General features: G+C 47.9%; 10 protein-coding genes. 6 read left to right on the top strand and 4 right to left on the bottom strand.

Translation table 11 applies throughout. From position 1 onward, the window contains the following. The 3 genes from VIP81_RS05660 to VIP81_RS05650 form a co-directional block, all read right to left on the bottom strand. Window positions 1-3198 (bottom strand): SusC/RagA family TonB-linked outer membrane protein (locus VIP81_RS05660; protein ID WP_331957500.1); only part of this gene is annotated, 3198 nt, incomplete at its 3' end. Window positions 3199-3346: 148 nt separating this feature from the next. Further along, the gene (locus VIP81_RS05655; protein ID WP_331957499.1) at window positions 3347-4576 is read right to left on the bottom strand and encodes a FecR family protein; all 1230 of its coding nucleotides are present in this window, start codon (window positions 4574-4576) and stop codon (window positions 3347-3349) included. A gap of 53 nt (window positions 4577-4629) precedes the next feature. Then, the gene (locus VIP81_RS05650) at window positions 4630-5223 is read right to left on the bottom strand and encodes an RNA polymerase sigma-70 factor (RefSeq protein ID WP_331957498.1); all 594 of its coding nucleotides are present in this window, start codon (window positions 5221-5223) and stop codon (window positions 4630-4632) included. A gap of 127 nt (window positions 5224-5350) precedes the next feature. Between VIP81_RS05650 and VIP81_RS05645 the strand changes: the two genes are divergently transcribed. The 6 genes from VIP81_RS05645 to VIP81_RS05620 all read left to right on the top strand — a co-directional run bounded on the left by VIP81_RS05645 (window position 5351) and on the right by VIP81_RS05620 (window position 13183). Beyond that, window positions 5351-5932 carry a sigma-70 family RNA polymerase sigma factor gene (locus VIP81_RS05645; protein ID WP_331957497.1) on the top strand — a complete coding sequence of 194 codons (582 nt, stop codon included), beginning with the start codon at window positions 5351-5353 and terminating at the stop codon, window positions 5930-5932. Between the two features lie 83 nt (window positions 5933-6015). Then, window positions 6016-7014: a FecR family protein gene (locus tag VIP81_RS05640; protein WP_331957496.1), complete on the top strand. Its 999-nt coding sequence runs from the start codon at window positions 6016-6018 to the stop codon at window positions 7012-7014. 95 nt (window positions 7015-7109) lie between these two features. Next, window positions 7110-10595, top strand: coding sequence for a SusC/RagA family TonB-linked outer membrane protein (locus VIP81_RS05635; RefSeq protein ID WP_331957495.1), 3486 nt, complete (start codon window positions 7110-7112; stop codon window positions 10593-10595). Between the two features lie 18 nt (window positions 10596-10613). After that, a complete protein-coding gene (locus VIP81_RS05630) occupies window positions 10614-11333 on the top strand; it encodes a RagB/SusD family nutrient uptake outer membrane protein (RefSeq protein ID WP_331957494.1) in 720 nt (239 codons plus the stop codon). Further along, a complete protein-coding gene (locus tag VIP81_RS05625) occupies window positions 11334-11984 on the top strand; it encodes a RagB/SusD family nutrient uptake outer membrane protein (RefSeq protein WP_331957493.1) in 651 nt (216 codons plus the stop codon). Window positions 11985-12010: 26 nt separating this feature from the next. Continuing rightward, the gene (locus VIP81_RS05620; protein WP_331957492.1) at window positions 12011-13183 is read left to right on the top strand and encodes a thioredoxin family protein; all 1173 of its coding nucleotides are present in this window, start codon (window positions 12011-12013) and stop codon (window positions 13181-13183) included. Window positions 13184-13325: 142 nt separating this feature from the next. On the opposite strand, the gene VIP81_RS05615 is transcribed toward VIP81_RS05620, so the two are convergent. Continuing rightward, window positions 13326-15119 (bottom strand): hypothetical protein (locus VIP81_RS05615; RefSeq protein WP_331957491.1); only part of this gene is annotated, 1794 nt, incomplete at its 5' end.

Raw genomic sequence — 15119 nt, 5'->3', positions numbered from 1 at the left:
CAGTGCATTAAAGTCAGAGTAATTGGTGGTGTATACCGGTGTTAATCTTATTTTATTACCTGCCTGATAAGTAACCAATGCACTCAGAGAAAAGTTCTTGTAACGGAAAGTATTGCTCCATCCGCCGGTGATAGTCGGATCTGCGGGGCCTTCATATTTCAGGTACTGTACGTTATGGCTTTGGAGGTATACGCCGGAAGATACGGTGCCTGTATCATTGACAAATCTTGCCTTGCCGTCGTAAGGGTCCAGTCCAGCGTTTTGCAGCGAGAACAATCCTCTTACAGGATATCCTTCCAGTGCGCCACCGCCTTCACCAATGAGGTCCATGATCACCGGGTTGTTTTTGGCGTTGGTGATTTTGGTATTGTTATAACTGAAGACGAAGTTACTGGTCAGACCGAAATTTTTATGGGCAATGATAGTCCCTCTTATCGAAACATCCACCCCATGGGAGTTCATATTGGCATAGTTGGCAAATTGATTTACCTGTCCGCCTACACCAGAAGTTTTGATTAGCCCTATCAGGTCAAAGCTTTTTCTGCGGTAGTAGTCAAATGTGAATCCCAGTCTTTCTTTGAAGAAACCCACATCCGTACCCAGGTCCAGCTCATATTTTTTCTCCCAGGTTAAGTCTGCATTTTCCAGTGCGGCCAGTAAAATCGCGGTTTGCTGGTCCGTTATATATGGGCGGTTGGTCACGAAAGAGCGAAGGATCGCAGTAGAGTTGGTGGCGCTACCAGTGCTGGCGTTCAAACCATAACTGGTTTTCACGATCATATGACTGATGGTAGATGATTCCTTCAGGAAGTTTTCCTGGTCTACGTTCCACGCACCGGCTACTGTCCAGGTAGGCAGCCACCGCGCAGTAGGCGAGCTACCGAGTCTGTTGGAGCCTTCTTCCCTTACAGTGGCAGTCAGGGTGTATTTATTAAGATAAGTATAGCTGGCATTGGCATAGAAGGCGATGAAACGGTCGTATTCATTGCTCATGCCATAGTAGGTTTCATTATTCTCTGTCATTTTTTTAATGAACAGGTAATTAATGAAAGGTGTTCCGCCGGTATTGTATTGGTAGCCGATACCAGTGTTGCCGGAGGTAACGCGGTCAGCGTATTTTACTTCCTGTCCAACCAGTGCATTGATCTGGTGTCTGTCATTATTAAATGACTGGTTAAAGTTCAACTGATTCCGGAAGGTATAGTTTTTCAGTTCTATATCTTTTCTTTTGTAGAAGCCTCCGTAGGGGAGTACGACTACCGCCGGGTCGTTGGGGAAGTCAGGATTTTTGTAAAGGAACTTATTATTGTCTGTTATAATGGTGGTACCGGCAGCGCGATACGCATTGGCTTCATTGGAGTTTTCATTCACTTTATGTTCTACGGTTGTTTTGGCATACCTTATGGCGCCGGTGAACTCGTAGTTGAAATGTGAATTGAATTTATACCCGAGGTTACCCTGCAATCTGAAGTCCATCAGGTTAAGGTCCGTGAAGTTATTTTTTGTTTCTTCCAGGATATTAAAGGGCGCAAAGTTGCGGGTAAAGTATTCCGGATTTCCTTTATCATCGTATGCGGTAAGCGCCCTGCTGGTGCTGAGTGCATAGGAGAAAGGGTTGATGTCGAAATCTCTCGTATAAGTACCCTGTACCGCATCTGTTACCCGGTCTTCCGTGCCTGGCGCTTTCTGCTGACGTACGTTACCATTTACCAGGAATCCATAAGTCAGGCGGCTGTTAGGGGTATAGTTGGCTCTCAGGTTCACCGTATATCTTTTCACGTTATCTGCAACGGTCCATCCCTGGTCATTGTAGAAGCTGGTGGAGAGATAGAGCTGTGATTTATCGGTACCGGTAGAAATGCTGAGGGAGTGTTCCTGTGTAAGGGAATTCCGGAACAGCAAATCAAACCAGTCGGTGTTGGCATTAGCATATCTCAGCAGCCATTGTTGCCGGCCTTCCCTGGTATTGAGCACATCAAATTTGTTGTCGCCATCAGGATATTGCAGGAGGCGGCCCAGTTTACCGTATACACCGGAGGTAGGTTCATTGATCAGTTCCTCGGGCATCAACAGTTTTTTACGTTCCAGTTCTGCGTATACCGACATCTGATCGGCGGAGTTCATGATGTCATAGTTTTGGTAGGAAGGCTTCAGTTGTACCCCAAAATTTCCGGTATAGGATACTACCGGGGTGCCGATCTTTCCTTTTTTGGTGGTGATTACAATCACCCCGTTCATGGCGCGGGCGCCGTAGAGCGCTGTCGCGGCAGCATCTTTCAGGATATCGAAGGTCTCAATATCATTGGCGTTGATGCCGGCAACAGAGGAGCCTAATAACGTACTGGCGTTACCGTTGGTCAGCTGTTCGTTGGATACATTCACAATATCTTCCAATACCACTCCATCTATTACCCACAGTGGTTTGTTTTCACCGGAGATAGAGGTAGCGCCACGGATACGTACTTTAGGGGCAGAACCGAAGGTACCGGAAACGTTCTGTATACTCACACCGGCAGCGCGGCCTTCCAGCATGCGGCTTACATCGGTCACACCGTCTATTTTTACGTCACTTGCTTTCAGGGTAACGGCAGCGCCGGCAAATTTCTTGCGGTCTATCGTCTGGAAACCGGTAACTACTACACTACCCAGTTCTGTCACGTCGTCGCTGAGGGTAATCACCAGGTTGTCTTTCGCTTTTATTTCCTGGCTTTTATACCCAATGGCTGATATCACAATGGTGGCGCCGTCGGGTACTTCGAGGTCAAAAGCACCGGCGGCGTTGGTGATGGCGCCTTTGGTATTACCTTTCACTTTTACGGAAGCCCCGGGAATGGCTTCTCCTTTGGCATTGCGGACAATACCATGAATAGGTGGGGCCGCGGTAACGCTCACCGGTACCGGTTTGGCACGGGTAATGGTCACCATTCTGCCGTCTATGGCAAAATCCAGCCGTTGATTTTTCAGGCATTCCTGCAGGAAGTTGCTCAGTGACGCATCTTTTGCGCTAATGGTCACCGGTGTTGTTTCCTGTTGCAACAACTGGTAGTCGTACAGGAATACATATTCCGTTTGCCGGGAAACGTCTGACAGCACTTTAATCAGCGACGTTTGTTTTGCGGCGTAGGTAATCTTCTGTGAGTAGCTTCTGGCGCTTACCTGCAAGCAAAAGGCAAGTAGACAAAGGGACAGTAGTTTCATAGCTCTCCGCGTTTTTTTTGTTGTAGAGGTCAGGTATGTATCTGTAACAGTCGATACACGCCAGCGCTTACCTTTTCTGGTTGAATGCATAAGCTCGCACTTTGGGTTTAATTCTGATTATTAAGGACGTTTTTATATTCGGTTGATATTAATTGCTTTCCGTTGACTGGGACGCCAGTACATTAATTTTTCTGCCATCAGTTTCAAATCGGATTCCATATTTCCCAAGTGCACTCAAGATACGTGACAGCGGCAGATTTTTGTCTATGCCTCCGCCAAAAACGATATCAGGGACTTTTCCTTCATAGGCGATGTCTACGTCATACCAGCGGGATACCTGCCGCATAATGGCCGGCAGTTGCCGTTGATCAAACCGGAAAAATCCTTTTTTCCAGGCGATCGCTATTTCCGTGTCGGTATTTTCTACCACGATGGAACTGGTGGTTTCCAGTGGGAAAATAGCCTGTTGCCCCGGGGCTAACTTTTTGCTGTTGCCGGATCTGGATACCAGTACGGCTCCTTCCAGCAGGGTGGTACGTACGGCCGCTTCATCGTCATAAGCCATAATATTAAAGCGGGTACCCAGTACTGTTACTTCTCCGTCGTTGTTGTGTTGCGTATGCACGGCAACTTTAAAGGGGGCTTGTGCATTGCTGTTGACTTCAAAATAGGCTTCTCCTGATAACATCACTTTCCGGTCTGTTCCTTTGGCGAAAGCCACGGGATATTTGAGGGTGGAGGCGGCGTTTAGCCATACCCGTGTGCCATCGGGTAATACCACTTCATATTGGGCGCCGCGGGGGGTAGTAATCGTGTTCCACGCTATTGCTGTAGTGCCGGGATGATCTGTTACATCATACGTTAATGCACCGGTAGCGGTTTTAACGATGCGGGTGCCGCTTTGCTTTGCCAGTGCGCCTTGTTTGGCGCTATCCAGCACAATGGTAGATCCGTCTGCCAGGGTGAGTATGGCGCCTGTTTTCCCGGGGAGGATCTCCTGGGTATGCTGACGGTTGATGGCGACCAGCGGTACTTTGGGGGCTTGTTTTGGGAGGAAGAAGAAACTGGTACCTGCCAGCAGCAGTAAGATAGTGGCGGCGGCCAGTCCTTTTTTAACCCGTTTGTTTCCGTGCCTCGTTGTTGTTTGCAACAGTTGTGTGGCGGTCTGTTCAGAAAACAGGATCTTATCAAGTACTGCCAGTTGCCGGTCTGCTGGTAAGGACCGCTCACCTTCTCCTGTTTGCCAGTATTCACTGATTTGTTGTTTGAATACTTCGTCGAATTCCTCACTCTTTACATACTGCATCAGCTCCTGCTCTTCTGCAGGGGCTAAATCATGGTGCAAATGTTTATGAATAAGTTCGGCAATACGACGCATGTATATAAGACGACGGAGAAAAGTGGGGGGAGTAGTGGCGCAGAAAAAAAAGTTTACCGGGAAAACAACCATACGATCAATGCGCCATAGCTGCTGATATGACTACCCAGGTGTTGCCGGATGCGATGCAGGGCCACGGCCATGTGTTTTTTTACAGTGAGCCGGGAAATGCCCATCTGTGTGGCAATTTCGTCGTGCGAGTATCCGGCGGTTTTAGCCAGCTGGTATACTTGTTTTTGCTGGGGTGGGAGCAGGGTGATGGCTTCCTGTAATAATATTTCACACTGTCGGTTGCGTAACCGGTGATCGGTGGTATTGGTAAAGTCGGGAATGGAGGCCGTAAATGCTTTCAGGTGGTTGTTTTCATAAGCTGCTTTCTTGAGGCGATCCAGTATCAGGTGGCGGGTCATGGAGAGCAGGTAAGCTTCCAGGTTTTTAACATGGCCAAATTCGGCGCGCTTCAGCCAGACCTTCATAAATACGTCCTGTACAATTTCTTCCGCCAGTGCAGCTGATTTAAGAAAACCTATTGCGGTGCCGAACACTTTTGGCTGATACCGGCCGAATATGCTGGCAAAGGAAGACTCATCTCCCTGCACAAGCAATTCCAGCATTTTAGGCTCATCAAAAATATCGGGCAATGGCATAATCATTATTTCATAGTGCTAAAGCTAAATTAGCTAAAAAAAATTACAAGCCTGCGGCATTTTGCCATAAACGATTTTTGCCGTATTTTGCCTGCCATCACTGGGCTAATCCCAATACTCCAAAGTCATGCATGAAAACGAACTATGGTACTCCTACAAGGAAGGGGATGTAAAAGCATTGGAAGGTTTATACGAACAATTTTATACGTCCCTCACTAATTACGGATTTAAATTCACGCCGGATCATGTTTGTATAGAAGAAAGCATGCAGGATCTTTTCCTCAAACTCTGGCAAAACAGGGAGCGTATTGCACGCCCCGCAGTAGTGAAGCAGTACCTGTACTTTTCTTTTCGCCGTATCCTGCTCCGAAAGCTGGAATACAGTCCTTCCCGGCATGAGGAAGAGCTGGCGGGGGAGCATATTCCTTTTTACCTCGATCTGACCTACGAACATCCACTGATCCGGAAAGAGCGCATGGAAGAACTGACCGCCAAAGTAGATGCATTGTTGAGTACCCTCACTAACCGACAACGGGAAGCTGTCTTCCTGAAATACTATGAAGATCTTTCTTATGAGCAGATCGCAGAGATCATGCACATGAATATTGGCGGTACCTATAAACTGATTTATCGCGCGTTGGAACGCCTGCGTGAACAATTCGGCGACTTCACTTTACTACTGCTCCTGTATATTTTAAAACGCTCCTGAAAATTTTTTTTCTGTCAAATGGAAAAAATGGGATAATTACACACTAACCTTGTGTCTTTATAGGAAAGGTGTGTGCTTAACTTATGGAGGAATTGGAAAAAGATTATGCTGACTACCAGGTCATCAATTTTTTGGCAGATGAGCAATTCATCCGGCATGTGAAATATCCGGATGACGGGTCATGGGCTTACTGGAACAAGGTGGCGGCGGCATGGCCGTTGAAGGAGCCACTGATGCAAGATGCCCGGGAAATGATCCTGCTCCTCGAACGTCCGGTGATACAGTATAATGAAGGTGCCCGTAAAAAGATCTGGGCGCAGGTGGAACAGGCGATACAGCAAAAGCCCCGTTTCCATTTTCTTCGCGCTTACCGGTTTCGGCTGGCCGCCGCCGGTATACTGGCCCTGCTGATAGCTGGTGGGTACTGGTATCTTACCGGCAACGTAGTATATGAAACCGGCTATGCCACTACCTGGCAAATCACCCTGCCGGATCAGTCCCGGGTTACACTCAATGCACATTCCCGGTTGTCTTATCCTCGCAGCTGGGCATGGACCGGACACCGCAGCGTATCGCTGCAGGGAGAGGCTTTTTTTGATGTAAAACATCTGGGCGATACCTTCCGGCTGTATGTGAAAGAAGTGAGTATTACTGTGCTGGGAACGGCTTTTAACGTAAAAGACCGCCGCGATAAAATAGCTGTGGTATTACAACGTGGCCGCATCCGCATCGACGTAAAAGACCGGCAACAATGGAGCACCATTCTCACACCAGGTGAAGGCTGGGAATACAACGGTGGTTTGTCTGCCGCCACCCAACACCAGTCCGATACCACTGCCGCAGTCGCCTGGACACAGCAACAACTGGTACTGGAAGGCACCACCGTAAAAGAAGTGATACAACTACTCGAAGATAATTACGGCTATCATGTAGTACTGGAAGATAGTTCCCTGGCTACAAAGAAGCTAAGGGGCACGGTACCTATGCAAAGAAGGGAGGATTTGTTTTTCGTCTTATCAAAAATATTTAATATCGAAATTATACAACAACAGGATACGCTTTTGTTCAGAGCGAGACCTTGATGCTTTATTATTATCAACCAGTTTAATCAACCATTATGAAGGGGATGCTACAGTTTCTGCGAACTGCAGGACTTGCGTGCGCACTACTATGGTGCATGCCGCCAACTTTTGCACAAACAACAGCGATACCGGTAACGGCCGCACTAAAAAAAATCAGCAGTGAATTGGGTACCAGGTTTGTGTACGAAAATGATCTGCTGGAAAAAGTAACTACCAGCGCCGACCTCCGCCACCTGCGCGAGCGGAAAGTAGAAGAAGTGCTGAAGGAAATACTATATCCGAAGGGATTTATCTTCCTGTATGTAAATGACAACACCTACACCATTATCCGGGATGTACGTAAACCGGTAACCGCTCCGGTAAAACAATCGGCTCCGGTTGTTGCGGGCGAAACTGCCGGAAACGAAAATGAAAAGTTCGTGGAAGGAATGGTCACCGATGAAAGGGGCTTTCGGGTAGTGGGCGCCACTGTTACGGCCATGAAAAACGGCAACGGCGCCATCACGGATGATATGGGACATTTCCGGCTGCGCGTGGATAAAAACGAAACGGCGTTGTCGGTGTCCTATATCGGTAACCGTCCGGTATTGGTGCGGCTTGAAGGACAAAGCACGATACATGTGGTGATGGGCGCCGATAATATCCAGTTGAAAGAAGTGGAAGTATCTACCGGCTACCAGTATATTCCCAAAGAAAGGGCCACCGGGTCTTTCGGCCTGGTGACGGGCAAAGACCTGGAACGCAGATCTGCCGTAGGTTTAATGGAAAGACTGGAAGGCAGTGTTAGCGGTTTACAGGTAAACGTAGGGCAGGCAGATCGTAACCTGATCAAAAACCACGACAATTTTAATATCCGAGGTGTATCGACTATTCTCTCTGAAAAAAAACCACTCATTGTGCTGGATGGTTTCCCTACAGAGCTGGACCTGGTAAATATCAATCCGAACGACATTGCCCGTATTACGGTGCTGAAAGATGCTGCTGCAGCCTCTATATGGGGCGTGAGGGCAGCCAATGGTGTATTGGTGATTGATACCAAAAAAGGAGCGTTTAACCAGTCGCCCGTAGTGCGGTTTAGCAGCAGCTTAACGGTCACTGGTCGCCCGCGCCTCGATTACCTGCCTGTGGCCAATGCCGATGCTTACCTCGGACTGGAAAAAGAATTGGTAGATAATGGCATGCTGCCGTTGCCGGCATCCCCGTTCATTCTCTCCAATCCGCCATTAACAACCGGCGCCGATCTTTACCTGCAATTTAAAAACGGGCAGCTCACACAGCAGCAGCTGGATGCCGCCATCAGTCAGTTACGCAACAGGGATGTGAGAGATCAGTATCAGCAATACATTTTACGTTCTCCTCTCAGTCAGCAATACGATGTATCTGTAGCCGGTGGAAACACACATATGCGCAACTATCTTTCTGCGTCCTATACCGACGAATATGCCAATGCCAAAGGGGATTACAGCCGGCGTATGGTGGTGAACTTTAATAACGAAACACGACTGTCGCCCAAATTGACGCTTAATGCAGATATGTTTGTAACGTCTCTCCAAATGAAAAATAATGGCATGGGACTTACCGGTTTGCAAGCCGGCAGCAATGGACTGGCGCCGTACGATCAGCTGGTGGATGACAAAGGACAGTCCGTTAATTTTGCACGACGCTATCCGGGTAAAATACTGGATTCATTACAGCAAAAAGGATTTCTGCCCTGGCGTTATAACTACCTCGATGAACTGGCCAATGCGGACAATACCTACCAGTCGCTCGCTTACCGCTTCCATACCGGGTTACAGTATAAAGTAACGCCTAACCTTAGCGCAGAAGTCAGCTATATGCTGGAAAAAGCAACCGATGGTAACCGTCAATATAACAACCCGCAGAGTTATGCTGCCCGCGATATGGTAAACAGCTTTACGGTGATAACGACGCATGAAAATGCCGTGCCTCCCGGCGGTATGCTCACCCGTAATGATAACCGGCAGCAGAATTATACCTTACGGGGACTGGTTCGTTTTGATCCTAATCTGCATGGACGGCAGCAACTGAACATGGTGCTGGGATCGGAGTTTCGCGAAACATTGTCCTCCGGTTATTCCAATCGTGCTTATGGATATGACGACCGCCTGCTATCGGCCGGTGTAGTAAATTATAATCTGGTATATAAAACCACCAGCGGCAATCAGAAAGTACCTGCAGTACAAGGATTCCAAAACCAACGCGATCGGTATACTTCCGCTTTCGCCAATTTTACCTATACCCTACGGGAAAAATATTCGCTGTCGGGCAGTATACGCAAAGATGACAGCAACCTGTTTGGTGCTTCCAAAGAATATCGTGCCGTACCTCTCTGGTCGCTGGGCGGTATGTGGCGCATCAATGACGAAGCCTTTATGCAACTGAAAAAAGTATCGCACCTGAACCTGCGCGCTACCTATGGCTTCAATGGTAATGTGAATAAAACCACCAGCCCTTTCCTGGTTACGCAAGCCAGCGGCAGCCCTAATCCCTTCAGCAATGAACAGTATGCGTCTGTATATAATCCGGCTAATCCGCTGTTGAGATGGGAAAAAGTAGCCACCTTCAATGTGGGACTGGATGCAGGATTTTTTGAAGGCCGCCTTACTGCTACGCTGGATCTGTACTGGAAAAACAGTACCGACCTGCTGGGTAATGTAGAAATTAATCCTACTTATGGTTTTAATAGTTTACTCACCAATAAACTGGAAATGAGTAATCATGGTATTGACCTGGAAGCAGGCGGCAGTATCATTGTTACCAAAGCTTTTACCTGGAAGGCCACGGCAAATTTCTCCTATAATACCAGCAAGGTGACCAAAGCTTACTTTCAGCAGAACACGGTGACCTACTATACCACACCTGGTAATCCTATAGCAGGAAAATCGCTGAACAGCATTTATACTTACCGCTTTGCCGGCTTGGATGATCATGGTACAGCCATGTTATACAATGGTAAAAATGAAAAAGTGGCGAATGATGATTATACCCGTTTCGATGAAAAAGACCTGCAGGGAGTTGCCTGGCAGGGCGTTAGCGTAGCGCCTTATTTTGGCGGGATGACACAGTCGTTTCGTTACAAACGCCTGGAATTATATGCCCTGTTTACCTATAAATTTGGCCACAAATTCATCCTGCCGACTATCGATGAATATGACAATATGCCGTACAACAGAACGGCCCATAAAGACATTGCCAACCGTTGGGAAAAACCGGGAGATGAACTGCTAACCAACACACCAGCCGTAGACCCGCTGCATCGTTCTATTTACCGGTATACGAAGAGTGATTTGTTTGTGGAAGATGCGGGCTACGTGCGCTGGCGGGAATTAACGATCGCTTACCAGTTGCCTGATCAATGGTTTCACGGTCGCTTTGCCAAAGGAGTGAACCTGAGTGTTTCTGGTCGCAACCTCGCATTGTGGACTGCCAATAAAAAAGGAATAGATCCGGACTATCTGCCGGGTATGCCGCTAACAGTGACTAACTCGCCCGACTATACGCCGGGAATGGTATTGCCTCCAGCCAGGTCGTTGGTGGTAAGTGTGAAAGCCGATTTTTAATTTCTTCAATTGTCTATTATGAACAAGTTTAAATATACCGGGTGGCTGCTGCTGGTATTGCTGTTTACCGCCTGCCGCAAGTATGTAGACATCACTCCGCAGGGAAAGATAGTACCAACCACCGTGGCTGACTTTCGGCTTTTATTGAATAACAGCGATGTGTTCAATCTGGCCGGAGGCACTACGGATCTGATGACGGATGATATTGCTTTTTCCGATCCTGCTATGTTTACCGGAGTACGGCCGTTGTCTGTACTCAACATTTATTCCTGGGCAACGGATAATTATCAGCCACAGGAAGAAGATGAAGAATGGAACCTGTATTATAAACAGATCTACTACGCCAATGTAGTCATCACAGGTATTAACGGTGTTAAAGATGGTACCGGTAATGAAAAGCAATCATTGATCGGTGAAGCAAAAGTACATCGTGCATTTGCTTACCTGATGCTGATTACCCAATACGCCGCGCAGTACGATGCTGCCACTGCCAGCAAAGATCCCGGTATACCACTGTTGCTGGAACCCGGTTATACACAAAGCCTGGAACGTGCCACTGTACAGGCGGTATACGATCAGGTGCTGGCCGATCTGCATAGTGCGGCAGCCGTATTGCCTGATTTGCCGGCGTCGAAAATTCATCCTTCCAAAGCAGCAGCACTGGCCATTCTGTCGAGGGCTTATCTGAGTATGCGCAACTATCCGCAGGCTGGATTATATGCCGATAGCACCCTGTAATTGCAATCTACTTTATATGACCTGCGCGCATTTGCCAACAGCAGTAGTCCGTTTGATTTCATGAGTATGCCCGAAAGTTATCAGCATCCGGAAGTGATCCTGATGAAAGCGGCGTATAACCAGGATGGGCCGTTGCTGCTAAGTCAGGAGTTATTGGATTTGCTCGGGCCGGATGATCTGCGCCGGAAAGTATTTGGGATCGGCGATCAGTTGTTGTATAACTATAATGGTTATTTCTTCAGTTACATTTCTCCTTTTGAAGCGAGGCATGTAGGTCCACGCGTGGGTGAAATGTACGTCACTAAAGCAGAGTGTCAGGCCCGCGCCGGCAAGGTATCGGAGGCAATGGCAACGCTGAATGAACTGCGTAGGCAACGTTTTGCAGATGATAAATATGTACCGCTCACCGCTACTGATGCTTCCGATGCCCTGGTCAAAGCCTTGGCAGAAAGGCGCCGGGAGCTGATGGGGCGTGGTTATCGTTTGGCAGATCTTAAACGTTTGAATAAAGAACCGGCTTTTGCGAAAGTAGTCACGCATCCGTGGAGCAGCGGTGATATTACATTAGCGCCCAATAGCAATCGCTATATATATCCCGTAGCTATCAAAGTATTGGCGGCCAATCCGGAAATCGGACAGTCGCCCCGATAATTAAACCACCACTAAAAAGAATCCTCATGAGAAAGAAAATTGCCGGCCTTGCCGCCATGTGCAGCATGATAGCGTCCCTTGCCAGTGCACAGGGAATAAATTTTAATCACGGTACCTGGGCCGAAGTGAAAGCAGCTGCAGAAAAAGAACATAAGCTCATCTTCGTAGACTTTTATACTACCTGGTGCGGGCCATGTAAGTTTATGGCCAATGAAGTATTTCCATTAAAACAGATCGGAGACTTCTACAATCAACATTTCATTAGTGTAAAAATAGATGCGGAAAAAGGAGAGGGGCCGGCTTTGGCGAAGAAATATAGTGTAGGCGGCTATCCTACGCTGATATTCACCAACCCTAAAGAAGAAGTGGTATACCGGGTGATGGGCTCCACTGATCCGGAAGTGTTGATTACCCAGGGGAACATTGCCATTACCCCGGGCGCCAACCTGGAAGCATTGAAAACAAAATTTGCCAAAAATGAGATAAGCAAAGCGGAATTGTTTCAGTATGTAAACCTCGTAAAAGCCCGTGGTGACGACAAGGAAGCTGCCAGTTTATTTGATCAGTATTTTAAGCAGATAGATACCAAAGTAACGCCGGAATTATTCAAACTGATCACGAGTTATGCCGGTTATAGCAGCAATGCCGCTTTTCAGTATGTGGAAGCACACCGCCCCGCGTTTGAAACCGCAGTTGGTAAAGAAAAGGTGAAGCAATACCTCGAAGGTATTTTACTATCAGAAGTAAAATACGCCAAATACGCCAGCGAAGCGGAATACAAGGCCGCCAAGTTATTACTGAAATCCCGCATGGCGATCGATGAAAAAGAAGAATTGGACATGGATGCCAACTACTGTTATAATATACAAGATGAAGCAGGCTATATGAAATACAGCGAATTACTCGTCAGGCGTTATCTCTGGAACAATGATTTTGACATCAGCAATGTACTCGGCAGCATCCGCTGGATTAAAGATCCTGCGCACCTGCAAACCATGACGAAGTGGGCGGAACGGGCATTGGCGTTAAAGGATAATTCATTGAACAATGCTACGCTGGCGATGGCCTACAATGCGTTGAAAGATAAAGCCAATGCAGTGAAGTATATTGATGCTGCTATTGCAGCGTCGGAAAGAGATAAGGATGGGTATATCAATAATATTGCAGCGATGAAGAAACAGATTACGGATAGTTTGTAGGGGAATTTTTTAAGAGAAAGCGGTGGCGTTCATGAAGATGGGCGCTGCCGTTTTTTTATTGGGGGAAGTGAAATGCATGTTTCGTTCCAACAAAAAAAACTGCCTCCCATTACAGGAGACAGTCTTCTTAGTCACATGCATATCAGCTTGTTTTACAGAACGCGATATGATCATGTATCTGTGGTATTTTCTGGTAACCATTGGTCAAACCTAATTGCAGATCCAGCCAAAGGATATACGCGCAGGGTTCCATCCCTGTGGTACTAAATCCTTTGTTATTATCGTGGTACTCATCTGCGTAAGGCGGAGGGCCGGCGCTGAACGATGTTGGCAGGGTAGGGTTGCCTTCAAAGCGCAGTGTGAAGCCTTCTATATGCGGATGACATACGGTGTATTGTGCCGTAACGGTGGTGGTAATACCGCCGCAACCGTGGCCGCTGCCGGTAGTTTCCTGTATTTCCATCATGGCTGCAGCCATGATGTTTTCATCACCGGTGTATCCCCAGCCCGGGTGTCTCCGTTGTTTGTAGCTCACGTTGGAGATAACAATTTTTTCCAGCGTATTAACAGCGGTGAGGGTGGTAGTGCCTACTTTCCTTGCTTCAAAAATGATTTTGAAGGTGTGGATAGGGGCACGTTGAGCGGCGGGTACAGCGGCGCCGGCAATGAGTACAGAAGGGGAGGTAAGATCAAAGGTATTGCTGGCGAAAGCGGTACCGGCGGCATTCAGCGCCAGGGCTGCGGAGTTGATGGCAGCGAGTACGCCATTGGTAGGAGTGAATATACCGGTGACCAGGTTATTACCACGGGGTACGGTGATCCATAATTCACCTGCACCGTTGAGGGCAGGGGTGATGATCACAGCTTCATGTGTCCAGGTGATAGGGCCGGTTTGTTTGAGCAGCTCACCTATTTTGAAAGGCACCATAGCATTTAATACCTGGGTGGCGCTTAGTTCGTAGCTGGTATCGGCATTGATGATGCGGAAGCGGTATTCCATTTCATTGGAGTTGGTACCACTTGGCAGCGTGCCGTTGAGGTCCAGGCCACCGTAGAAAGCGAGTTTGGGTACATCTGTGGTGTAGCCATTGGCATCAAACTGTGCACCGGTAGGACCTATATCATAACCGCCTACTCTTTCAAACAGGGCAGGTACTTCATTATTGGGAGGTACTTCCTGTGGTACACAAAGTTCTACGCAGAAGCAGGGGCCTCTGTTGGTACGATCTGCCCGGTGACCTACGCTTCGGTCCTCATTGAGCAATACAGCGCCGGAAACCGGTTCTGTGATGCGGAAATAGATGTCGGGCCCGGCAGGCCATTCTACGTTGAGGAAGGGCAGCAGTGTTTTGCTGAAATCGGCGGCGGTGTAGTCGATGCGGAAATGCCCGTTGGAATCGGTTACATTACTACCCAGTGGGTCGTCCTGCAGCCAGTCTACATCAAATGCGGCCACCTGCAAGCCTTTTAACGGCTGTTTGGTTTTACAGTTAATCACGCGGCCACAGATGATCCATGCATCATATCTGCCACGGATCAGGCACCACCAGCGGTTTGGAATCCTGTATTCCCAATAGGACAGATAGTCGTTTTCTATTTGTTTCCATTTGGGTTGCAGGGTGGTAATGTGAAACTGCAGTACCGGCAATTTTTTAGGGTAGGGTTTGGGGCGGGGTACGTTGCCACATTCGAAGTCGATGTCGAATGCTTCTCCTTCGTATTTGCCGACGCGGCCGAAATCGATGGTGAAATTGCCTTCGGCATCTGTGAGTGCTTCTGCCAGCAGGCTGCTTTCTTTACTTTTCAGCTCTTCTGCATTTACCTCATGGAAGGTTTCCTTGACGGCAGCAGTGGCTTGTTGTACCACTTCCCGGGAGACGGTGGCACGGTAAATTCTGATTTTTACGTTGGCAATGGCTTCAATGCAGTATTCGTC

It is taken from the genome of Chitinophaga sp. (assembly GCF_036566945.1).
Taxonomy (GTDB): Bacteria; Bacteroidota; Bacteroidia; order Chitinophagales; family Chitinophagaceae; genus Chitinophaga.
This window is presented reverse-complemented; position numbering and strand designations above follow the sequence as displayed.